Below are 20,828 nucleotides of genomic sequence, written 5' to 3'. Positions count from 1 at the left end.
TGCTTAGTGCAGGAAAAAGGTGCTCGGCTTCGGGTCGGGCACCGGATCGTCGTCCTGCGGGTGCTTGACCGGCTGGTGATGCGGGTGGGGATTGTCGAACGGCTCGGGAGATGGTTCATCGACCGGCACGGGGTCCGGTGCGCGGTGGGCGTCGATGGTTGCTGGGTTCATGGGACTCGCTCCTGGTTGGATAGAGCGGAGACACTATCATAAGCGTCGCGGCGGGGCCGTACGCTTGGACAGTTGTCGGGGGGCGCCATCGGCGGCCCCTGTGGCGTTTTTGGCTTGGCTACGGCTTGGCGTTCTTGACGTATTTGTCGAGCCAGGAATTGGTCTCGTGGAGCATGTGCATGATCGACTCGCGCGCGCGGTAAGCGTGGCTTTCGTTGGGCAGCATCACCAGGCGCGCGGTGCCGCCCAGGCCCTTCATGGCCTGGAACATGCGCTCGCTCTGCATCGGAAACGTGCCCGAATTGTTATCCTGCTCGCCGTGGATCAGCAGCAGCGCATCCTTGATCTTGTCGGCGTTATTAAACGGCGACATGGCCTGGTACACCTCCCTGGCCTTCCAGAACTCGCGCTCCTCCGATTGAAAACCGAACGGCGTGAGCGTGCGGTTGTACGCCCCGCTGCGCGCCACGCCGGCCTTGAACAGGCGCGTATGCGCCAGCAAATTGCCGGTCATGAAAGCGCCGTACGAGTGCCCGCCGATGGCGATGCGGTGGCGCTCGGCCACGCCGCGCCGCACCACTTCATTGACCGCCGCTTCGGCGTTGGCGACCAGTTGCGGCAGGTAGCTGTCGTTCGGTTCGGCGTCGCCAGCGCCGACGATCGGCATCGACGGGTTATCGAGCACCGCGTAGCCCATCGCCAGCATCGGCGCCGGTCCCCAGTAACTGATGGCGTTGAAGCGGAATGGCGAGCCGGTGGTCTGGCTGGCCGCGCTGGCGCTCTTGAAGTCCTGTGGATATGCCCACATCAGCAGCGGCAGCGGGCCGTCGCGCTTGGCTTCGTAATTCGGCGGCAGCATCAGGGTGGCGGTCAGGTCGACGCCATCGGCGCGCTTGTAGCGGATCTGCTCCTTTTGCACATCCATTAACTGCGGGGTCGGATGCGGGAAGTTGGTCAGCGCCGTCAATTGCGCCGCGCCGCTGCGTTTCAGGTCGCGCACATAAAAATTCGGCCGCTCGGTGGGCGACTCGCGCGTGGTCAACAGGCGCGAGCCGTCGTCGCTGAGCACCGTCACGATGCTTTCGTAATACGGCGCCTCGCTCTGGAACAGGCGTTCCTTGGCCTTGCTGGCCAGGTTGAAGCGGTCGAGGAAGGGGCGGTCGCCTTCGTTCGAAGCGCCGCTGCCGCCCAACAGGATGGTCGAATCGGCGCCGATCACCAGGCGCGGACGGCCGGCGGCGTCGGGCATGGTGACCGGTGAGCCGGGATTGTTGTAGCGGTCTTCGGCGGAGTACGAAAACAGCAACTCGGGGGCCACCGTTTGCTGTTCCGGGCGCAGGCGCCAGATCTTGACGGCGCGCGTCTTGTACCAGCTTTCGCCGAGCAAGGCCACGTCGTCATTACCCCAGACCACGCGCTCGTAGCGCGAACCGAGTTTGGCCAGCACGGTCGGTTCGCCCGCGAACGGGGCGGCGTGGGCGTAGACGATGTCGCGCACCTCGGCCGCTTTGGCCGGGTCGCCCCCATCCTGCGCTTCGGCCCAGACCAGGGTGGCCGGGGCGTCGACGCGCCAGCTGACCTTGCGCACGCCGGCCGACACGGCGTCGTTCCCGGGCGGCAGACCTTCTTCGAGCGGCTTGTTGACCACCAGGTGCACCTGCTTGCCGGCCAGGTCGCGTACATCGACCTTGCGCGGAAAGGCCGATGCCGGCACCACGTAGGAGAAGGGGCGCTGCAGCACGGACGACAGCAGCAGCTTGCCGTTCGGCGCGACCGACACGTCGGTGTACAGTTCCGGATTGCCGATCAGGCGCAACTTGCCCGACAGGTCGACCAGCGCCAGTTGCGAGCTGGCGTAATGCTCGAACAGGCGCGCGTCTTCTTCATTTTTGAGCAGGTCCTGGTAGGTGCGCAACTGGCGCGCGCCGACGCTGACCTGGCTGTCCTGCAAAATCGGGCCGCTTGGCACGCCGGTCGCTTGCGGCGCCTTGCCGCGCCCGATCGGCTTGAAATGCACCAGCAAGCCTTTGGCGTCCGGCATCCAGGAAAACCCGGAGCCGCCCAGGTAGGACAGCGGCTGCGCGGTCAGGCGGCGCGCGATGCGGGTGTTGATATCGACCAGCCACAGTTCGACGCCGGATGCGCCATCGCGGTCGGCGTAGGTGACGTGGGTAAACGCCAGGTAGCGCTGATCGGGCGACCATGCCGTGTCGGCCAGGCGCAACTGCTTGGGCAGGCCCATGATCTTGATTTCCTTCTGGGTCGCGATATCGAGCAGCTTGAGGCCCGTGCCGAAACTGAAGCGGCTCGGCGAATAGGTGCGCGGATTGATGCGCAAGCCGGCCAGTTTGAGTTCGGGCTGCGCCACCTCGGCGATGCTGGGCAGGGCCGGCGTATCGACCATCACCGCCAGGTTGCGCTGCGGGGACAGGCCCAGCGCCGGTGCGCGCGGCGCGTCGACAATGGCTTGCAATTGCGCCGGCGGCAGCTGGTACTGGGAATGCGCATTCGGCGTGGCGGCGAGCAGGGACATGGTCAGCGGGACGATCGGGAGGCGGTGGCGCATGGAGGGGTCTCGGGTGTAGGCGATCCTCCATCTTGCGCACTCCTGGCGGGCTTGTCAATCCGCTCTTTTCCGGTATTTACGGGGCTTAGGACATGCGGGGTGGGTGAAATCAAGGCTCTACGGCGGGCGTTTATAATGCGTGTTTCCGGACCGGATTCGCACACGCCATGTCAATTACCACTATCGCACTGCTGGTGCTCGCCCCCTTTCTGGTGTGGCGCTTTTACCAGCGCCTCAAGGCCATGATGATGCGCCAGCGCTCGATCGTCTCGCGCCATTACACGGGGCTGGGCGTGTTCGCGGCGATGATCCTGGTGGCCGGGTCGGAGGTGATGACACGTTTGCCGCTCCTGGGCTGGCTGGCGGTGGGCACGGCGGCCGGCATCGCGTACGGGATCTGGGGGCTCAAGCTGACCAGATTCGAAAACGACACCTGCTACTTCACGCCGAATGCGCGCCTGGGGATGGTCATTGCGATGCTGTTTTTCGCAAGGGTGATGTATATCGGGGTGGAGATTTATGCGAACCAGGGCAGCGGCGTGCCGACGCCGGGGTTCACCGACAGTTTTATCACCTTGCTGGCGCTGGGGCTGACGGCGGGGTATTTCGGGACGTATTCGGCGGGGTTGATCCGCTGGCGCCGGGCGTTGAAGAAGGCGGTAAACGCGGCTTAACCGCCGCAAATTTTCGCTCCACCACTGCCGTCATTCCCGCGCCGAGGGCCGCCTTGGCGCGGGAACGACGCTACACCACCGCCGGCGTCACACGCCGCTGCAGCACGAAAATCGGCTGCGCCCATGGCATATCCTTCTTCTTCTTGCTGGTAATGAGCGTCAGCTCCGACGGGTCGTACACGTCCGTGTTGTGCGTCAGCGGCGTCGTCATCAGATACTGCGCCTCGGTGTTCTTGAGGAACTCGCCCACCAGCTGGATATTCCGGATATCGAGGTGCGCAAACGGTTCGTCGATAAACACAAACCCACCCGACCCATCTTCGGATTTGAGCAAACCAATCAGCAGCACCAGCGACTTCATCACCTGCTGTCCGCCCGACGCTTCGCCGTCGTTCATCCCGATCTGGTCCTTGCCGTCGAACTTGAAGCGCACGTGCAGGCCAGCCTGCGACAACTGCACGTCTTCGTTCTCCAGCTTGACCGGGTCGGCATGCACTTCGATCCCCGCCAGTTCCCCCAGCTCCTTGATGTTCTTGCTGTAGGTCTTGATGGTGTAGCGCAGCCGCTCGATGTACGCGCCACGCGCATTCGCGGTCGCATCGATCGCGCGGTTGTTCTGGTAGCGCCGTTCGTCGGTCTCGGTCTGGCGGCCCTGCAACTGCTCGTTCAAGCGGTGATGCTGGTCGATGACCGTGGCGTCCAACTCCCAGTCGTCGCGCGCCAGGCTGTGTTCGAGCGAGGACACGCGCAGGTCGACCTGGTGCGCGTTCTGGTGTTCGGCCACCAGCGCCGCGCGCCGCGCCAGTCGGCGCCAGCCTTGCGGCAGATGGCGCCAGGCGCGCCGCAGGTCCAGCAGCGCGCGCGCATGGTCGGCGCGCTGTTCGATCTGGCGCTTGTGACCGAGCCGCAGGCCGGCTTCGGCCTCTGACAGGGTCATGCGCGCGTTCTGCCATACCGTGTCGGCGCGCGTGCGCGCCACCGTGGCCGCTTTGGTCAGCGCCTGCAATTCGCCCAGGCGCGTGCCCACATCCATGCGTTCGGCCTTGAGCGGCACGGTGCTGCGCAACGCTTCGTCGAATTCCGCCTGGCGCGCGGCCAGTTCCTTGGCCGCGTCGACACCGGCGATGCGGGCCTTGAGCGCGCCCACTTCCGACGCAAGTTTGCTGACGCTGATGGTGAGCGCGTCTTCCTGCGCTTCCAGCGCCGGCAGCGACTTTTGCAGCGCTTCCATGCGCTGGCCGCGGCCGGCGGTGCCGAAGCGGTAGCGCGATACTTCGACGAACAGCGAACGTCCGCCGCGCCGTTCGCGGTGATACGCGTCCGGCGTGATCCACTCGGCGTCGCGGTGCAGCTTGAAGCCCTTCTCCACCGAATCGACACGCTCGATGCGCGCCAGCTGGTCGATCAGCCATTGCGGAGCGGCGGCCGAAAAACGCACCACCGACAGCAGGCTGTCGTCTTTCGTTACGGGCGCCTTGATGCACTCGGGGACGATGAAGTGGCGATAGCGCTCCTTCTCGGCCAGCCGGTAGGCGGCCGCCGCATCCTTGGGACGTTCGAGCAGCACCACGGAGGCATACCCGCCCAGCACACCTTCGACCGCGCCCTGCCATTTGGGGTCGGTCACTTCGACGATATCGGACAGCATCGCGTGCGGGATGCCGTCGTCGCGCAAGGCGCGGCGCATGGCGCGCACGGCGTCCGGCTCGGGCATGGCGGTCTTGCCCTGCAAGGCCGAGATGGTCGACTTTTCGGTCAGGATGCGGCTGGCCAGCGCGTCGCGCGCCAGGCGCTGGCGCGTCAGTTCGGCTTCTTTCTGGTCCAGCTGGGCCGCCACTTCGGCGATGTCCGCCCCTGAATCGGCGGCCAGCTTTTGCAGGCGCTCCTTCTGTTCGAGCAGGCTGTCGAGCGGTTTTAACTTGGCGTTCACTTGCGTGAGGCGGCTGCCCAGGGCGGTCGCTTCCTGCTCCAGCAAGGTCTCCTGCTGCTGCGCGTCCGACAGCGCTTTTGCCTGCGCGGCGACCGCGTTGCGCTTTTCGATCAGCTGCGTGTCGGCTTGCGCCATCGGTTTGCGGGCTTCGCGCAGCGCGCGGCTGGCGTTGGCCGCCTTTTCGCGCGCTTCGTGGTACTCGAGGCTCGGCAACACCTCTTCCAGCAAGTTGCGGCGTTCCTTGTGCAGGTCTTCCCACTGGTGGTAATTGGCCACGCGCAGGCGCAGGCCTTCCAGGTTGGTGCGCGAGGCTTCCAACTCGGTTTCGAAGCGTTTCAGCTCCGTTTCGGTGTCGCGCTGATGGCGCTTGGCTTCGTCGTAGGCGTCCAGCACTTCCTTGTCGCCGAAGACCTGGAACACCAGGTCGAGCAACTGGCGCGGCGCGTATTCGCACAGCTTGTCGGTTTCGCCCTGCTCCAGCGCCAGCACCTTGGCCATGGCCGGCGACAGGCCGGCGTTGTGCAGGCGCTTGCGGTAGTTCTCGACGCCCAGCCAGTCGGTGGCGTCGCTCACTTCCTCGATCTGGATATTCCCCGGACGCATAAGGTACTGGCGCTTCCAGTCGCCGCCGTTCTTTTCGATCTTGCAGAACAGGGTGACTTCATCGTCGCTGAAAAAACCGGAGCTGCGGAACGGCCGGTTCGACAACTGGCGCCCCACCGCCTTGTTGTCGACCACCGAGCGAATCCACGCGGTCTGCTGGCCGGAGTGGCGCGCGTAGTGCTTGTAGGTGCGGCCCATCGAGCAATCGAGGCCGAACAGGGTGCGCAGCGCGTCGAGCAAGGTGGTCTTGCCGGAGCCGTTCTGGCCGGCGATGGTAATGATCTTGGCGTCGAGCGGGATGTTCTTGATCCGTTGCCAGTAATCCCAGTGGACCAGTTCGAGCGATTTAATGTGGAACATGGGCTAGCCTCAGGTTGGGGTATCGGCGGCGGGGTCACTATCGGCCACCGGCTCGATAGGGATGGCCGAGACGGCGTCGGTGACCTTGTCGGCTACGGCGTCGGCTACCGCGTCGGCTACCGCGTCGGCGTCGTTGGCAGCCTCGCTCATGACCGGCTTGGGCACGGCCACCACCGGCGCGCGCTTGAAGACGTCGGCCAGGGCGCCGTTGATGATGCGCTCCTTGAGCACGTCGGTATCCATCAGCAGGTCGAGCAGCGCGCCTTCGAGGATCACGTCGCCGCGCCGTTCGATGAAGCCCATGCGCGAGAGCGCGCCCAGGTTCATGTCCATGCGCGTCTTTTTACCGAGCTTGTCGCCGAAGTCGGACAGTAGCGCGGTGTACGAAATGCCGATCGACGTGTCTTCCGCGCGCGGCAGCGGCTTGTCCTTGTCGAACAGGTCGTTCTGGTCGTCGGTGGCGTTCTGGTGGGTCTCCTGGCGTTCGCGCTTGGGCAGGATGATCTGCGCCCACAGCACCACCAGCAGCGCCACGCCATCGCGCGTGAGGCCGAAGTTATTGTTTTGCCAGATGTCCTTGGCGCCGAAGATCTTCGGTTCCACCGCCCGGTGCAGCGCCAGGGTCACATGGTCGGCATACACGTTGTCGAGCAACTTCAGGCCCGATTCGAGCAGGCGTTTGTCGACTTCGGCGCGGAACAGTTCATCGGACAGCACGCGCTTGACCAGGCGGTCGTCGCGGCGCAGGGTCTGATGCGTCAGCAGGCGCGCAATCAGGATTTGGGAGTCGTCATTTATCATCGGCCGGGGCGCTTTCCAGATCAAGTGAGAGGGTGGCGATCGACATCGCGAATACGTGCGGGTCGTTCAGCTGCACCATCTCGTCGGTGGGCGTGAAGGTGATCGGCAGGCGCGCCAGTTGCGCCGTGGCGCCCTGCAGGCTCGCTTCGGCGGCGTCGCCCAAGAGCGGCAGCATGGAGGCGCGGTACGAAGCCACCGCAAAGCTGGCCGGCAGCAGCGAATCCTGGATCGGCACCGTTTTCGGGCCGTGCTCCGAGAAGCTGGGGAAGTTACCGAGGTTGGCAAAATCGGCCAGGCGCGCCAGCCAGTCATCGAGTTCGGCCTGGATCGCCGGGCCGTCGTTAATCGTCAGCGGCGCGTCCTCGCCTTGCGGCAGGCCGGCCGGGCCCGTGGCGGGGCCGCGTTCGGCCAGCAGTTCGGTTTCGGCCACGTCGATCATTTCGGCCGGGGTGACGAACAGCGGCATCAGCGGGCGGTCGATCGCGCCATGCGCCAGGCTCGATAAGTCGTCGTGCGCCAGCAGCCAGCGCTTGACGTCCGTGGTCGACAGGCCGGACTGGCCCAGGTGCACGCGCTGGCGCTCGATCTGATTGAGCGCGCGCGAGAACATGCCCTGCATGTTCAGCAGCGCGCTCTGGGCGCGGCCGATCGCTTGCGCGGCCTTGTGGGTGGCCGAATCGGCGCGTTCGTCGCTGGTGATCGCGCGCAGGATCTCGGAGCCCTTCTCGACCCAGTCGCAGGCCATGTGCCACTTCGCTTGCGAGGTGCGCAGGCGAAATTCGGAACCGGAGGCGATCGCATCGCGAAACTCCTCGGTCAGTTCGACCAGGCGCCCCAGCAGGTGTTTGAGCTGTTCCACGGTGACGCCGCCCACGGCCTGCGCGCCGGCCACTTGCGAGAGCAAAAAGCCCATCTCGGCGTCGTCGTCGGCCTGGCCCATCGACAGCAGGGTGTCGAGCGAGGAGAGCACATTGCGCGCCATCGGCGTGACGCGGTACACGGCGGCCTGGGCGTCCCAGGCCAGCAGGCTGTGCGAGCGCAGGCGGGTGAGCACCGTTTCCAGGCTTTCGGGAATCAGGTAGGCCAGCTTCTGGTTGATGTCGGCCCGCGAAAACGCGGTGGTGCTGGTATCGGCCGCCAGTTCGCGCAGTACCAGCAGGCGGATCAACACGCCGTCGGCGCCGCCGTGAAACAGTGCGGTGAACGCTTGCAGGGTCGGTTGCGCCCGCTTCAAATGAAAGACTTGCTCGATCTCGTCAGCCGAGATGCCGGCGTGAAAGTGCGCCTGCAGAGAGTCGTGGTCGTTTTGCCCTAAAGTCAGTGGTTCTGCAGCCACGCCTGCCGTTGTTTCCATCATCGTGTTCCGGTACCAGTTTCTTGCTTGCGGCTAAGGTCTGCCGTTGGGGGCGTCAGTATATCAGTTAAGCCAAGGCAATCTGTCCAAATGTGCCGACCCTGTTTGCAATCTTGTTTCATAATTGCAAGATGTATTGAAACTAAAGTAATATCACATCATTAAGAGGAGAGATGCGTGAATCACGAAGAGTTGCAAAGGATTACAGCCTTGCCCGATTATTTGCCGTCTCCCCAGGTGGAAAAGGAACTCGCCTCCCTGCTGCGCTCGTTCCGGCATGGGATGCCGGACGCGCAGGAAAAGCTGTTGATGATGGAAGCATTGGCGCAACTTGCAGACAGGCAATGGCAAACCTATGAAATCCTGCCGCATGCGGCCAGGAAGCGCCTGAGCGCGTTTGCGATCGGCGTCTGGGAGCGGCGCTCCTTGGCGTCGACCGCGCTACTGATCAGCATTATCCGCACCCTGGGGCTGGCCGATGCGTTGGCGTTCGCCACCTCGCTCGATCCCCAGACGCTCGACACCATCATCGCCGCCGAACTGCGCGAGGCGCTCGCCGAATTCGGCGACACAGTAGGCAATCCGTACACACAGATCAAGCAACGATAAGCATCGCCCCGCTGACGGGCCTGTATTCAGGCACGCGCCGAGCGGGCAAACAGCGGCAAGGCCAGCGCCGCGCACACCGCCCCGACCAGCCACCCGCCAGCCCATGCTTGGTCGGTAGTGGCGATGCCGCAGCTTATTTCGCCCCTGATTTTTCGGCGGCTTCGAGCTCCCTGAAGTAGGCCGCCTCGAATTTGCCAAGATCCATGCCGCGCAGTGCCGCATTGAACGACTGCTGCAGGCTCAGCCCCACTTTCGTGCGCTGGAAGCAGATGTGCACCGCCATCTCGCCGAGGATATTGTCGTGAAAAACGACCTGTTCGCGCTGACGCGCGAACTCAGGGGAACTAAACAGCAGGTAACGCAGCACGGCCTTGTCGATGACGATCGCGGGCACCCGCACCGCCAGCAGTTTCTTGAGATTGAGCAGGTCGCCGCGCGAGAGGTCGGCGCGGATCTTGCCCTCCTTGACCAGCGCGTCGAAGGGGGCGCCATTGGCGTAGCCCGCGACCACGCCGATCTTCATGCCGGCCAGGTCGCCCACGCTGTGCCAATGCAAGGGCGTGCTCTTCAGATAAGCCAGGCCGACGATGCTGGTGCTGATCGGCGCCGACAAGTGACAATCGCGCGCGCGTTCTTCCGTGTAGTAGGCCGGGAAATAACCGGCAAACCGGGGATCGTCGTGGCCGAGCTGCACGGTCCTTCGCCACGGAAAATACGCGAAGCGCACGGTATAGCCAAAACGCCCCGCCGCCGTCGCCACCACCGCGCTTGCCGCGCCGTCCAACGGCAAACGCGCCCCGGTGTAGGGCAACCAGTCTGTGCTCGCCAACAACATCTCGGGCGGTGAAGCGGCCGCCCTGGCGCCGCCGCCCGTGCCGGCGACCGCGCCCAGGTTCAGCACGCAGCACAGCGGCAGTGCCAGCAGGCGAGCGGGAAGTCGGCAAGGCGTCATCAATCGGACTCCGGGTGAGGCGCGGCGGGTTAGTTGTTACTTGAAACGCAACAGTACTGTCTCATTACGCGCCGTTATGTCATTTGATGCAGTCAGATTAACATGGGCTGTTGCATTGCTCGCGGGTGTGCTAGGACAATTTATCCGCAGCCATCCCAACGCGCGCATCGAGGTGTGCGTGGCGCGCAGCGCCGAGTTGCAGCGGCGCGTGGCGGCCGGCCAGCTCGAGCTGGCGATTGCCTGGGATGCCGGCGCGGACGGGCTGGCCGGCGAACGCCTTGCCACCCTGCCCCTGCACTGGATCGGGCCGGCCGGGTTCGATCCGCTGCTTGCCGGGGGAGAGGGACCGCTGCTGCTGGAGGCGCCGTGCGCGCTGCGCGACATCGCCACCGATGCCATGGACCGGGCCGGCATCCGCTGGCGCTGTGGGCGGGGTCGGCTGCGGGGCTGGGGATGACCATCCGCACGCGCATCGGGCTGCCGTCAAACCTGGCGCTGCTCGATCCGGTGGCTGGCAAGCTGCCGGCGTTGCCGAGCATCAGCCTGACGATGCACCGCCCGACGGGCGACGAGAATGCCTTGAGCACGCTGCTGGCGCAATTGCTGCGCCAGGCGGTGCGCGAGCTGGCCGAGCCAACCCGCCAGCACCTGCGCACGGCCTAGTCCGGGCCTGCGGGTGTGCATGCCGGGCCTCGCAACGGCTATTTTTTGTTGATCTTGTCGACCGTCTGTTCGATGAACTCGCCCTCTTCATCGCTGTAGCGCAATTGCACCGGATACCAGTCGTGCCCCGGCGCCAGCCACAGGTCGACGGTCTGGTCCTTGTCGCCCGGCGGCGGAGCCTTGGACAGATGAACGGCCTCGACTTCACCGAGCCCGGTCGCAATCTTCTCGCGCTTGATCACCTTGAACGACCACGGCTGCGCATCCTTGCGTCCCGCCACGAACAGGCGCCATTCCGACCCCGGCGTAAACTTGTCCGGCTGGGCGCGCGCCAGCGCGGCCAGTTGCCACTGCGCGCTGCTGCGGTCCTGCTCGCCGCCGAGCAGGGGAAAGGTATCCTTGCCAGCGCTGAAACTCAAGGTCTTGGCGCCCCGGTCGAAGGTGGCCGTGGTCGCTTCCTTGCGGAAACGCTTCTCGACAAACTGCGCCGGCGCGATGCCGTAGGTATCGACCGTGCCTTCGCTGCGGCTCTCGAGGATCTTGCCGAGCATTTGCGCGCGGGTTTCATTGACCAGGCTGTACTTGCCATCGCCCGCGCGCCAGGTCACCTGGGCCTCGCCGGCCAGGGCCAGCCCTTTCTGGCGCGCCTTGAGCGTGTAATGCAGGTCGGCCGACGGCGCCAGGTTGAAGGGGCGCAGCACAGCTTCATGTTCAGCCGCGAAAATACCGGCGCAGGCGCTGGCCAGCACGGCGCCGCCCAACAGTTGGGTAAATAATGGTCGCATATCAGTTTCCTAAATCAGTGATGAGAATCTTGCGGATCGTCTGGGTCGTGACCGAACCGTTCGATTCCGTATTGCGGATCTGCACCGGATACCAGTTGTGCGCTGGCGCCAGCCAGATATCCAGGCGCGAGTTGTAAGCCCCCGGACGCGGCGGACGGGCGACGTGCCAGGTCGCCATGCGCCCCATCGGGGTGTTGATCTCTTCTTGCCCGACCAGCACGAAGGCGAACGGGTTGGCGTCCTTTTCTTCGCCGACGAACAGTTCGACGCCGCTGGCCAGCTGGGCGCTGTCGGCCCGTCCGATGGCGGCCAGCTGCATCAGGAAGCTCCCCTTGTCCTGGGCTCCGGGCACCATCGGATAGCTGCGCTCGGAGGCGGAAAAGGTGATCTTGCCGTCCGGCCCGCCGAAATGGGTGGCGGTCTGGGTCTTGCCGCGCCGCTTTTCGGTGGCGCTGCGCGGCACGATGCCACTTGGCCCGACCGTGCCTTCGCTGCTCAACAGCACCAGGTTGACGCGCGCCACCAGCACGCTCACGCTCGCTTCCATCGACAGCTTGTAGGCCCCGGCGGCATGCTTCCACGAGATGGTCGACAGCCCCGACCAGGTGCCGCCGTCGCGGTCGGTGCGGGCCACGTCGAAGTTCAGGTCGGCCGATGGCGGCAGGCTGACCTTGAGCGCCGGCTTGACCGGTTCGGGCGGCACGGCCTCGGCCGCCGGCGGCTCGGGCGCCGTGGCGGGGGCCGTAGCGGAGGCCGTAACGGAGACCTGGTCCACGGCGGGCGCCACTTCGGCGCCCCCCTGCATGGGCGCCGGCGGGGCATCGACGGCCTCGCCCGCGCCGTCGGCCGGGCTGGCTTCGGCGTCGGCCGTGGCCTCGGGCGGCGGGGTGGCGGGCGGCGGCACGGCTTTCGCAGGCGGACGCGGTCGCGCTGGCGGCGGCTTCGGTTGCGGCGGCGCTGGCGGCGGTGGTGCAATCGGCGCGTGCAGCACGGCGACGATGGTCACCGGTTCAGGCGCGGGCGCGTCGATTGGCGCCAGTCCGATGCGCGCACCGACAAAATCGATCGCCAGGACATGCAACAGGACTGTCGCCGTGCCGATCACCAGGGCGCGGCGCCGTCGGGATAGGAAGGATGCGATCGTCATGGCCACAGTTTAACGTGTCTCGCGCTTTTGCCGCTGACACCGCTCAGCGCGCGCGCTTTGCTCCTCGCACAACTAGCTTTGATAGGATGATAATTATCTGCTACGCTCAGGCTTCTACATAACGGAGACTTCCATGCTGAAACCACCCATGCCCAACATCCCCGGTGTCGGCGCCGTGACCGACACGCTGGACTTCGTCAAGAATTTGTGGGGAAGCATGGCCGTGCCGGGGATGTCCTTCCCCAACATGGCCATGCCGCCCGTCTCGCTCGACGAGCTGGACAAGAAAATCGCGGACCTGAAAGCCGTCGAGGCCTGGCTCAACATCAACGTATCTATGCTGCGCGGCACCATCCAGACCATGGAAGTGCAGCGCGGCACGATCGCCACCTTGAAATCGATGGGTGCGACCCTGGCGGCGGCCGTCAAGCAGCCGGGTGCGGATGAAAAATCGGTGCTGGCGGCGGCGCCGTTCGCGTCGGCATTTTTCAGCCAGCCGGCCCCTGCACCGGCCAAGGCGCCCGCCAAGGCGCCGGAGGCAGTCAAGCAACAGGAGGCGCCGCCAGTGAACGCGATGAACAATCCCGTGGCGTGGTGGAACATGCTTCAGGAGCAATTTAACCAGGCGGTAACGACGGCGATGACGCCGGAAGCGGGCGCGGACAAGGCCGGCCAGGCGGGAGATGCTGGAGGGAAAGCAGCGCCGCAGGGAGCATCAGAGGGCGCGACAAACGCCAACCAGGCCGAACCGGAGAGTGCGGCCAAGGCCGCATCGCGCCGTGCCAAGCCGAAAAGCGACGCTTAGCGCAAAGGCGCTTTCTTAAAAAGCGTCATTCCCACTAAAACCATCATTCCCGTTAACCTTAAAACCGTCATTCCCGCGCAGGCGGGAATGACGGTTTTGAGGGTATTGGCTGGGCTCTCACGCCAGTCGCTGAATTCTGAAAGCCAGCACTTACGCAAGCCGCTGACTCCTGGAACCCAGCACTCACGCCAGTCGCTGAATCCTGATCGCGTCGATCAAGCCATCTTCCTGGCGTTTGATGGTCGAAATGGTAATCAAACCATCTTCCGCCATCTGTTTGACTTGCTCATGCACAGCCTGGAACGAGGGCACGGTGTCGCCCTTGGCGGCCACTGGCCGAATCCATGCACTGCTGCCTACACGCATTTTTTCATAGACTTCATTTGCGATGTCGCGCATGTACGTCCCTTTCTTCTTGAATGCGGAAACTTCCGCGCAGTGAGCAGTTTATCACCAGCAAGCGTGGGGACAAGGGCAAACGTGAAAACGGCTCAGGATGGATCAACACCGCCGGCCCCATCGGCCGCTCCCGGCGCCAGTTCGGCAAGCTGTTCCATGAGCTGGGCGAAGCGCTGTTGCCCGGGCAAGACTTTGTCCACGTGAAGCAACACCTCGGTCGCCTCGGCCGCCAGTTCGGCGTCAAAACCAAGCTGTTGCATATGGGAAATCAGGATCTGCGCCGAGTTGAACAGGATGCGCAGGTTGTTCGGCAAACTCATGCGCGCGCTGCGCATCCAGGCCACTGCGTCGGGCAGCTTGCCGGTTTTCCATAACGACACGCCCTGGTTCATCAGGTCGCTCGCTTCCTTCTTCGAGGAACGGATCAGGGCCAGCCCCTCGTCGCTCATGTGGGCGCGGTCGAAGATTTTTTGCACGTCGTCGAGCAGTTGCAGGTTGTCGTGATTGTTCCTGATCACGTAACACAGCAGCTCGACCGGCGAATCACGGTGCCCGACGGAAAACAGCAACGTCGCCAGTTCCAGGCAGGTGGGCGTATCCGGGCGTTCCGGATTGGTGACCAGCAGTTCGTCGAGCTCGTCACCCGCCTTGCGCGCGCGCTGGAAGTCGCCGCTCTCGTGGTGGACCATGCCTTCGGTGATCTTGCAGCGCAGCTGGACTTGCTCGCCTGAAAATTCGCGTTGGGCCAGCACCAGCAATTGCATCGCTTCCTTGGTATCGAGCTTGAGCCCGCAGACCCGCGCCAGGCCCAGATACGCGTCGACGGTTTTCATCACCGAATATTCACCGATCGAAATGCACTTGCGGAACGCTTTTTCAGCCATGGCCACATTGCCCAGCTTGAGCGACACATGACCGAGCGCGCGCTGGCGCGTCACCGAATTGGGCGAGAGCTTGGCGGCGCGTTCGAGCACGGCGCAGGCCTCCTCCATCTGCCCCATGCTCTGGTAAGTGAGCGCCAACTGATCGTAAGCGTCAATGTAGTAGCGATTCTCGGAAATGACGCCCTGGAACATCTGGCGCGCCTGCTCGTATTCGCCATTGGCCATGCGGATCCTGGCCAGGCCCGACTTGGCCCACTGGTAATCGCGCTCCTGCAGCACCCGTTCATAGGTTTCGCGCGCCTTTTCGGGCTCGCCACTTTTGAGCATCAGGCGCGCTTTCATGCGCAGCAATTCCATTTCGTGCAGCTTGTTGGCCACGATCTGGGTGTCGCACATCCTGGCGGCGCGCAGGTAATCCTTTTCGGCAAACGCCTGGTCGATCTGCTTGAACACCTGTTTCTTTTGCCACACGCGGTTCAGCCGGGTCAGCAGCACACCCTCGGTAATCGGCTTGATCAGGTAGGCGTCGGGCTGGTGTTCGGCCGCGCCCATCACGGATTCGGTACTTTTCTCGGCCGACACCATCAGCCAGACACTGCTCGGCAGCAGCAAATTGCGCACGCGCGCTTCTTCCAGCACTTGCTGGCCGTTCTTTCCCTCGCCCAGGTTGTAGTCGCACAGCACCACGTCGTAGCGGATGCGCGCCAGCATGGCGATCGCTTCGCCGCCGCTCGAGGCTTGGTCGATATTCTTGGCGCCCAGGTTGCGCAAGCTTTCGCGCAGCAACTGGCGGATGCCGATGAAGTCATCCACCACCAGGTAATTCTTGCCAGCCCAGTCGACCAACTGGATGCTGGTGGCAAGGTTGGCGGTCGGCTTGGGATCGACGATCATGGCAGGCTCAGTACGAAGCAGGCGCCGCCGTACGCGCCGCCGTTTTCCAGGCGCAGGCAGCCGCTGCGCTGGCGGTGCTTGTGCATTTTGGCCACTTCGCTGGAGAAATACAGGCCCAGGCCGGTGCTGTTGGTCAAAAAGTTCACGCCCGCGCTGGCGCCGTGCATGGCCGACACACCGGCGCCCAGCATGGCGTTTGAATAGCCGCCGCCATTGTCTTCGATGCGGATTTCCAGGTCGCCGTCGACGACGTCGATGGCCAGGCGGATAGTGTCCTTGGTGTAATGGATGGCATTGTTGATTGCATGCCCGAGCACGCCGACGATCAAGTCTTCGTCCACATGCCAGACCAGGTCGGGGTCGACCTTCGTTTCCAGCTTGATATGGCGCGAGTCGAGCAGGACGCGCCCCGCGCCGGCCACCTGCGCCACCAGGTCGCCCATCGCCAGTGGCTGCATGTCGAACGGATAGGCAGGTTTACCGACCTGCTTGTAGAGGGCCAGCAACTGGATCAGGTTGTCGTTCAGGCGCTTGGTCTGGTACAGCATGTGCGCCATCTGGGGATAGGCGGCCTCGGCGCCAGGGACGGCTTGCGCAAGCAAGGTTTCCAGGGTGCCGCTCAGCACGCTGACGGAGTTTTTCATATCGTGCGCGGTGGACGCAAGAAACAAAAACAGCTCGTTCGACTCGGGCGCATCGTCCATCGTGATCGGCTCCAGCCACGCTGGGCGCGGCGATCGGTTGCAGAAAAGTTGCTACATACCAATTATAACCGGATGACAATATGCCCGGTTCGCTATCCTACCTCGCCACGGCGCCGTTCGCGCAACAGGAAACGGGCCGGATCGAGCGCCGCGACCAGGTCCGCTTCGAGCGGCAGCGGCTCGCCATTGAGTTGCGCAGCCAGCAGTTCGGCCGCCAGCGGCGCCCAGGTCAGCCCGCGCGAGGCGTAGCCCAGCAAGCCGTACACGCCCTGGTGGCGCGGCACGTCGCGCAGGCGCTCGATGCGGCCGGCCGCCTCCGGGTCGGGCAAGGCGCCCACCAGCGGCATGCGGTCCGGCGCCACGCAGCGAAAGCCGACGCGCCCGAGCAGCGGCGCGGCGCGCCCCAGTGCGGGATCGCCCAGCATGGTGCGGATCTTGTCCAGGTTCTGGTCCTGGCTGGCCTGGCGCAGGGCCGGATCGTCGTCATCGTCGTAGCTGGCGCCCAGGCTGTGCAGGCCGCCGACGGCGGGTGTCAGGTAGGCTTCGCGACAGAGCACGAAGGGCAGCGCCGGCGCGGCGCCTTCGGCCAGATGGGTAACCTGCCCGCGGACGGCGGCCAAAGGCAGGCCGGCGGCTTGCGCCACGTCGGCCGCGCCGGTGCCGTTGGCCAGCACCAGCACCGGCGCTTGCGCCAGCACCTCGCCGGCGGCGTCGATGGCGCACCAGTCGGCGCCGCGTTTTTCGAGCGTCACGGTGCCGGCGCCGAAGCGGCGTGTCAACGCTTCGCCGCAGGCGGTGAGCATGGCGCCGCAGGCGCTGGCGGGCCGGATCCAGCCACCCTGGCGGAACAGCCAGGCCCCATCCGGTGCGGGCGCGCCAAGCAGTCCGGTCGCCGCCGGAGCTTCCAGCCACTCGGCAAAATCAAGCGGGTAAGGGTGGCTTGCGGCGATGGCGCGCTGGACCTCGGCGTGGGCGGCGTCGCGCGCCAGTTGCAGCACGCCGCAGCGGGCTTGATCAATGCTGTTCTCGTCGATGCGGTTCCAGTAGGCTTGCGCATACAGGAAGGCGGCGCGCGACAGGCGCGTCATCAGGTTGTCGTCTTTCGACAGCAGCGGCATGGTAATGCCGGCACGGTTGCCGGACGCTTCGCGCGCCGGCTGCGCATGGCGTTCGATCAAGGTCACCTTCCAGCCGCGCACGCACAGGCGTTCGCAGGCGGCGGCGCCAGCCAGGCCAGCGCCGATCACGATGGCGTGGCGCGCACGCGGCGGCGCCGCTTCGGCCTGCGGACGGCGGCTGGCGTAGACGGCGCGCTGCCCACCGGGTTCCCAGGCAAAGCCGGCGCGCCCCAGGGTCGCCACTTGCGCGTGCGTCAAGCTCTCGGCGTCGAGCAGCGCGCCCGGCGCGGCGAGCTTGCCCAGCGCGTGCGCGAAGCGGGTGCCGGCGTCTTGGACGTCGTGCAGCCAGATGACGTCCAGCCGCGCCGTCAGTTGTTCGAGCGCGCTGTCGAGCGGCGCGCTGAGCAGGTCGAGCGTGACCGCGTCTTCAATTTGCGGAATGCGCCGGTAGCCGGGCAGCGCTTCATTGGCCAGCGCAATGTAATGCAGGCGCGCGGGCCGGCGCGGGTCGTTGCGCCAGGCGCGCAGCGTCTTTTGAAAGGCCGCGCCGTCGCCGTAGGCGGCATCGAAAATGACGAAGTGGGCGCGTTCGCCCCAGATGTTTTGCCAGTTCATGCGCGCCGCTTCGCGTGACGGAAGCAGTTTGCGGCGTGGTCGTCGATCATGCCGATGCCCTGCATGTAGGCGTACACGATGGTCGATCCGACAAACTTGAAGCCGCGCCCAAGCAGGTCTTTCGAGAGCCGGTCCGACAGCGCGGTCTTGGCCGGCGAGTGCTCGTCGCCGCTGTAATGGTTGACGATCGGCTGGCCGTCGACAAAACCCCACAGGTAGTCGTCGAGCGAACTGCCTTCGGCGCGCAGGCGCAGGTAGGCCTGGGCGTTGGTGATGGCGGCGGCCACTTTGAGCTTGTTGCGCACGATGCCGGGATTGGCCAGCAGTTCGGCCACCTTGGCGGCGTCGTAGCGGGCGATTTTTTCGGCATCCCAGTGATCGAACGCGAGACGGTAGCTGTCGCGCTTGTTCAAGATCGTTTCCCAGCTCAGGCCCGCCTGCGCGCCTTCCAGGTTGAGCATTTCGAACAGCGTGTTCTCGTCGTGGCAAGGCACGCCCCACTCGTGGTCGTGGTAATCGAGATAGCGTTGATTGGCCGGGTTGGCCCAGGAGCAGCGTTCAATAGTCATGACGCCAGTATAGTTCAAGGCGGCAGGCTTAGCACCTTCGCCAGCACATCGATTCCGTGCACGATCTGCGCCGGCGTGAGCGACGAAAACCCCAGCAGCAGGCCGGGAGCGAATGCGCACGCGGGCGTGGCCGAGCGGTTCGCATAATACGCCAGCGCGCGCGTTTCGATGCCCTGCTCCAGCGCGCGCGCCACGACCGTCGCTTCATCGTGGCCGCCCAGGAAATGCAGGGCCAGATCGAGGCCGGCGTCGGACGGGCCGACCAGCACCGTATCGCCCAACCGCGCGGCGATGGCGTCCAGCAGCGCTGCGCGCCGTTCGCCGTATGCGTCGCGCGTGCGCCGGATGTGGCGGCCAAAATGGCCGTCCGCGATGAAGTCGGCCAGCACCATCTGCGGCACGATGGCGGTGTGGCGGTCCATCACCGCCTTGGCGCGCACCACCGGTTCGACCAGCGCCGGCGGCGCCACGATGTACCCGAGGCGCAGGCCTGGGAACAGCACCTTCGACAAGGTGCCGACGTACAGCACGCAGCCGGCGCGGTCCAGGCTTTGTAGCGACGCCAGCGGCGGGCCGGTGTAGCGGTACTCGCTGTCGTAGTCGTCCTCGATGATCCAGGCGCGTTTGGCGGCTGCCCAGCGCAGCAGCTCCAGGCGGCGCTGCAGGCTCATGGTCACGCCGAGCGGCAGCTGGTGCGAGGGCGTGGCCAGCACCATGCGCGCGTCAGGGTAATGCGCGATGCCGTAGGCGACATCCATGCCGTCGGCCGTCACCGGTACGGTGCGCACGTTGGCGCCGGCGGCGAACAGCGGTGCGCTGGCACCCTGGTAGCCGGGCGACTCGACCCAGACCTCGTCGCCAGGCGCGAGCAGCAGTTGCGAGAGCAGGAACAGGCCCTGTTGCGAGCCGGAGGTGATGACCACCTGTTCGGGTGTGCAGCTCACGCCGCGCGAGGCGCGCAGGTAGACGCACAGCAGTTCGCGCAATGGCGCGTAGCCGGCCGGGTCGCTGTAGCCCATGTGGTAGTCGGGATGGCGCCAGCGCCGCCCCTCCAGGCGGCTCCAGACATCGAACGGGAACAGGTCGAGCGACGGCATGCTGACGCGGAAAGGACGCAGTTGCCCTTGATGGAAGCCGACGCTTTCCATGGCCGCGCAATAGGCCTCGCCGCGCGCGGACAGGGGGCGCATCGGCGCCAGCGTGGCCTGGGTAACGTGCGGGGCGGGCGCGGCCTGGGCCAGGTGCTCGCTGATGAAGGTGCCTTTGCCGACGGCGCCACTGAGGTAGCCTTCGGCGCCAAGCTGGTCGTAGGCGTTGAGCACCGTCTGGCGCGAGACCGACAGCAGGCGCGCCAGTTCGCGCGTGGGCGGCAGCTGCATGCCGGCGCCGAGCGTGCCGCGCAGGATGGCGTCCTTGATCTGCGCGTAGAGCTGGCGGAACAGGGGGTCTTGTGTGCCGCGCGCGAGGGGCAAGGCGGCGAGGATGTCGGTGACGAGCATGGCGATCTCAAAAATTGGTCTTCACATAATCGCGTGAATTGGATATTTGAGCAAGCCAAAGTGGCGCATAAGATGATCGCTTGGCCGCCGCACCCACTGCATTAGTACCGCCAACAGTACCCCGTCATTCCCGCGCAGGCGGGAATCCAATTTTCTATGCGGATCGCAGATGCCTTGGATTCCCGCCTGCGCGGGAATGACGGGGGTTGGTGCGGTCGCACTAACGTCCGGTAGCGCTACACACAGACCTTTGGAGAAAAAATGCAGCAATTCGAAGCACAACTGGCCTGGCAGCGCGGTGCGCAGCCGTTCCTGGACAAGCGCTACAGCCGCGCCCACGCCTGGACCTTCGACGGCGGCCTGCGGGTGCCCGCCTCCTCGTCGCCCCTGTCGGTCGCGCCGCCGATGTCCGATCCCGCCGCCGTCGATCCCGAAGAGGCGCTGGTCGCGGCGGTGTCGAGCTGCCACATGCTGTTTTTCCTGTCGCTGGCCGCGCGCGCCGGACACGTGGTGGACGCCTACCTTGACCACGCCATCGGCACCATGAGCAAAAACGCCGACGGCAAGATGGCCATGACCCGCATCGTGCTGCGTCCGGCGATCGGCTTCGCCGACGGCACGCGTCCGGACGCCGCCCAACTCGACGCCCTGCACCACGCCGCCCACGCGCAGTGCTACATCGCCAATTCGATCAAGGCCGACGTGGTCATCGAAGGGAGTGCATAA

20 protein-coding genes are annotated in these 20,828 nt (G+C 65.2%); 6 read left to right on the top strand and 14 right to left on the bottom strand.

Features of this window, described 5'->3' with window-relative positions; genetic code table 11:
• Positions 1 to 3: 3 nt before the first annotated feature.
• Together F2P46_RS13790 and F2P46_RS13785 are read right to left on the bottom strand one after the other, a co-directional pair.
• Positions 4 to 171 carry a hypothetical protein gene (locus F2P46_RS13790; RefSeq protein WP_166890286.1) on the bottom strand — a complete coding sequence of 56 codons (168 nt, stop codon included), beginning with the start codon at positions 169 to 171 and terminating at the stop codon, positions 4 to 6.
• 118 nt (positions 172 to 289) lie between these two features.
• On the bottom strand, positions 290 to 2,737 hold the full coding sequence (locus tag F2P46_RS13785; RefSeq protein ID WP_166890283.1) for a prolyl oligopeptidase family serine peptidase: 2,448 nt from the start codon (positions 2,735 to 2,737) through the stop codon (positions 290 to 292).
• 167 nt (positions 2,738 to 2,904) lie between these two features.
• Between F2P46_RS13785 and F2P46_RS13780 the strand changes: the two genes are divergently transcribed.
• A complete protein-coding gene (locus tag F2P46_RS13780; protein ID WP_166890280.1) occupies positions 2,905 to 3,411 on the top strand; it encodes a hypothetical protein in 507 nt (168 codons plus the stop codon).
• A 70-nt stretch (positions 3,412 to 3,481) separates the two neighbouring features.
• On the opposite strand, the gene F2P46_RS13775 is transcribed toward F2P46_RS13780, so the two are convergent.
• From F2P46_RS13775 to F2P46_RS13765, 3 genes are read right to left on the bottom strand one after another with little or no spacing between them, the layout of a single operon-like run.
• Positions 3,482 to 6,304: an ATP-binding protein gene (locus tag F2P46_RS13775; RefSeq protein WP_166890277.1), complete on the bottom strand. Its 2,823-nt coding sequence runs from the start codon at positions 6,302 to 6,304 to the stop codon at positions 3,482 to 3,484.
• Between the two features lie 9 nt (positions 6,305 to 6,313).
• Positions 6,314 to 7,102 (bottom strand): hypothetical protein, encoded by a 789-nt coding sequence (locus tag F2P46_RS13770; RefSeq protein WP_166890370.1) that lies wholly within the window; start codon positions 7,100 to 7,102, stop codon positions 6,314 to 6,316.
• Positions 7,095 to 8,462 (bottom strand): hypothetical protein, encoded by a 1,368-nt coding sequence (locus F2P46_RS13765; protein WP_166890275.1) that lies wholly within the window; start codon positions 8,460 to 8,462, stop codon positions 7,095 to 7,097. Before F2P46_RS13765 ends, F2P46_RS13770 begins: the two co-directional genes overlap by 8 nt.
• Positions 8,463 to 8,636: 174 nt before the next feature.
• Between F2P46_RS13765 and F2P46_RS13760 the strand changes: the two genes are divergently transcribed.
• Complete coding sequence (locus tag F2P46_RS13760; RefSeq protein ID WP_166890272.1) at positions 8,637 to 9,068, top strand: hypothetical protein; 432 nt, start codon at positions 8,637 to 8,639, stop codon at positions 9,066 to 9,068.
• Between the two features lie 133 nt (positions 9,069 to 9,201).
• Here the strand turns inward: F2P46_RS13760 and F2P46_RS13755 are convergent, their stop codons facing one another.
• Positions 9,202 to 10,020, bottom strand: a complete 819-nt coding sequence (locus F2P46_RS13755; RefSeq protein WP_166890269.1) for an ABC transporter substrate-binding protein — start codon at positions 10,018 to 10,020, stop codon at positions 9,202 to 9,204.
• 76 nt (positions 10,021 to 10,096) lie between these two features.
• Between F2P46_RS13755 and F2P46_RS13750 the strand changes: the two genes are divergently transcribed.
• Positions 10,097 to 10,477, top strand: a complete 381-nt coding sequence (locus tag F2P46_RS13750; protein WP_229509269.1) for a LysR substrate-binding domain-containing protein — start codon at positions 10,097 to 10,099, stop codon at positions 10,475 to 10,477.
• Positions 10,474 to 10,683, top strand: coding sequence for a hypothetical protein (locus F2P46_RS13745; protein WP_166890265.1), 210 nt, complete (start codon positions 10,474 to 10,476; stop codon positions 10,681 to 10,683). The genes F2P46_RS13750 and F2P46_RS13745 overlap by 4 nt, the downstream gene beginning before the upstream one ends.
• Positions 10,684 to 10,721: 38 nt before the next feature.
• Here F2P46_RS13745 and F2P46_RS13740 read toward each other — a convergent pair whose 3' ends face one another.
• Complete coding sequence (locus F2P46_RS13740; RefSeq protein ID WP_166890263.1) at positions 10,722 to 11,468, bottom strand: DUF3108 domain-containing protein; 747 nt, start codon at positions 11,466 to 11,468, stop codon at positions 10,722 to 10,724.
• Between the two features lies 1 nt (position 11,469).
• Positions 11,470 to 12,615 (bottom strand): DUF3108 domain-containing protein, encoded by a 1,146-nt coding sequence (locus F2P46_RS13735; RefSeq protein WP_166890261.1) that lies wholly within the window; start codon positions 12,613 to 12,615, stop codon positions 11,470 to 11,472.
• A 133-nt stretch (positions 12,616 to 12,748) separates the two neighbouring features.
• Between F2P46_RS13735 and F2P46_RS13730 the strand changes: the two genes are divergently transcribed.
• Complete coding sequence (locus F2P46_RS13730) at positions 12,749 to 13,420, top strand: PhaM family polyhydroxyalkanoate granule multifunctional regulatory protein (protein ID WP_229509267.1); 672 nt, start codon at positions 12,749 to 12,751, stop codon at positions 13,418 to 13,420.
• Between the two features lie 183 nt (positions 13,421 to 13,603).
• On the opposite strand, the gene F2P46_RS13725 is transcribed toward F2P46_RS13730, so the two are convergent.
• From F2P46_RS13725 to F2P46_RS13700, 6 genes are all read right to left on the bottom strand, one after another.
• Positions 13,604 to 13,819 (bottom strand): hypothetical protein, encoded by a 216-nt coding sequence (locus F2P46_RS13725; RefSeq protein ID WP_099874024.1) that lies wholly within the window; start codon positions 13,817 to 13,819, stop codon positions 13,604 to 13,606.
• Positions 13,820 to 13,911: 92 nt separating this feature from the next.
• Complete coding sequence (locus F2P46_RS13720) at positions 13,912 to 15,597, bottom strand: response regulator (protein WP_166890259.1); 1,686 nt, start codon at positions 15,595 to 15,597, stop codon at positions 13,912 to 13,914.
• Positions 15,594 to 16,301, bottom strand: a complete 708-nt coding sequence (locus tag F2P46_RS13715) for a HAMP domain-containing sensor histidine kinase (RefSeq protein WP_166890257.1) — start codon at positions 16,299 to 16,301, stop codon at positions 15,594 to 15,596. The genes F2P46_RS13720 and F2P46_RS13715 overlap by 4 nt, the downstream gene beginning before the upstream one ends.
• A 92-nt stretch (positions 16,302 to 16,393) precedes the next feature.
• A complete protein-coding gene (mnmC, locus tag F2P46_RS13710) occupies positions 16,394 to 18,034 on the bottom strand; it encodes an FAD-dependent 5-carboxymethylaminomethyl-2-thiouridine(34) oxidoreductase MnmC (protein WP_166890255.1) in 1,641 nt (546 codons plus the stop codon).
• A complete protein-coding gene (locus F2P46_RS13705; RefSeq protein WP_166890254.1) occupies positions 18,031 to 18,603 on the bottom strand; it encodes a DNA-3-methyladenine glycosylase I in 573 nt (190 codons plus the stop codon). The genes mnmC and F2P46_RS13705 overlap by 4 nt, the downstream gene beginning before the upstream one ends.
• Before the next feature lie 14 nt (positions 18,604 to 18,617).
• Positions 18,618 to 20,102 carry a PLP-dependent aminotransferase family protein gene (locus F2P46_RS13700; RefSeq protein ID WP_166890251.1) on the bottom strand — a complete coding sequence of 495 codons (1,485 nt, stop codon included), beginning with the start codon at positions 20,100 to 20,102 and terminating at the stop codon, positions 18,618 to 18,620.
• Positions 20,103 to 20,363: 261 nt separating this feature from the next.
• Between F2P46_RS13700 and F2P46_RS13695 the strand changes: the two genes are divergently transcribed.
• On the top strand, positions 20,364 to 20,828 hold the full coding sequence (locus F2P46_RS13695) for an OsmC family protein (protein WP_166890248.1): 465 nt from the start codon (positions 20,364 to 20,366) through the stop codon (positions 20,826 to 20,828).

The organism is Massilia sp. CCM 8734 (genome assembly GCF_011682155.1).
Taxonomy (GTDB): Bacteria; Pseudomonadota; Gammaproteobacteria; order Burkholderiales; family Burkholderiaceae_D; genus Telluria_A; species Telluria_A rubra.
This window is presented reverse-complemented; position numbering and strand designations above follow the sequence as displayed.

Bases quoted from the DNA above. Each gene is read 5' to 3' on its own strand.
- F2P46_RS13790 (WP_166890286.1), bottom strand. From the start codon at position 171: ATGAACCCAGCAACCATCGACGCCCACCGCGCACCGGACCCCGTGCCG.
- F2P46_RS13785 (WP_166890283.1), bottom strand. From the start codon at position 2,737: ATGCGCCACCGCCTCCCGATCGTCCCGCTGACCATGTCCCTGCTCGCC.
- F2P46_RS13780 (WP_166890280.1), top strand. From the start codon at position 2,905: ATGTCAATTACCACTATCGCACTGCTGGTGCTCGCCCCCTTTCTGGTG.
- F2P46_RS13775 (WP_166890277.1), bottom strand. From the start codon at position 6,304: ATGTTCCACATTAAATCGCTCGAACTGGTCCACTGGGATTACTGGCAA.
- F2P46_RS13765 (WP_166890275.1), bottom strand. From the start codon at position 8,462: ATGATGGAAACAACGGCAGGCGTGGCTGCAGAACCACTGACTTTAGGG.
- F2P46_RS13755 (WP_166890269.1), bottom strand. From the start codon at position 10,020: ATGACGCCTTGCCGACTTCCCGCTCGCCTGCTGGCACTGCCGCTGTGC.
- F2P46_RS13750 (WP_229509269.1), top strand. From the start codon at position 10,097: ATGTCATTTGATGCAGTCAGATTAACATGGGCTGTTGCATTGCTCGCG.
- F2P46_RS13745 (WP_166890265.1), top strand. From the start codon at position 10,474: ATGACCATCCGCACGCGCATCGGGCTGCCGTCAAACCTGGCGCTGCTC.
- F2P46_RS13740 (WP_166890263.1), bottom strand. From the start codon at position 11,468: ATGCGACCATTATTTACCCAACTGTTGGGCGGCGCCGTGCTGGCCAGC.
- F2P46_RS13735 (WP_166890261.1), bottom strand. From the start codon at position 12,615: ATGACGATCGCATCCTTCCTATCCCGACGGCGCCGCGCCCTGGTGATC.
- F2P46_RS13730 (WP_229509267.1), top strand. From the start codon at position 12,749: ATGCTGAAACCACCCATGCCCAACATCCCCGGTGTCGGCGCCGTGACC.
- F2P46_RS13725 (WP_099874024.1), bottom strand. From the start codon at position 13,819: ATGCGCGACATCGCAAATGAAGTCTATGAAAAAATGCGTGTAGGCAGC.
- F2P46_RS13720 (WP_166890259.1), bottom strand. From the start codon at position 15,597: ATGATCGTCGATCCCAAGCCGACCGCCAACCTTGCCACCAGCATCCAG.
- F2P46_RS13715 (WP_166890257.1), bottom strand. From the start codon at position 16,301: ATGGACGATGCGCCCGAGTCGAACGAGCTGTTTTTGTTTCTTGCGTCC.
- mnmC (WP_166890255.1), bottom strand. From the start codon at position 18,034: ATGAACTGGCAAAACATCTGGGGCGAACGCGCCCACTTCGTCATTTTC.
- F2P46_RS13705 (WP_166890254.1), bottom strand. From the start codon at position 18,603: ATGACTATTGAACGCTGCTCCTGGGCCAACCCGGCCAATCAACGCTAT.
- F2P46_RS13700 (WP_166890251.1), bottom strand. From the start codon at position 20,102: ATGCTCGTCACCGACATCCTCGCCGCCTTGCCCCTCGCGCGCGGCACA.
- F2P46_RS13695 (WP_166890248.1), top strand. From the start codon at position 20,364: ATGCAGCAATTCGAAGCACAACTGGCCTGGCAGCGCGGTGCGCAGCCG.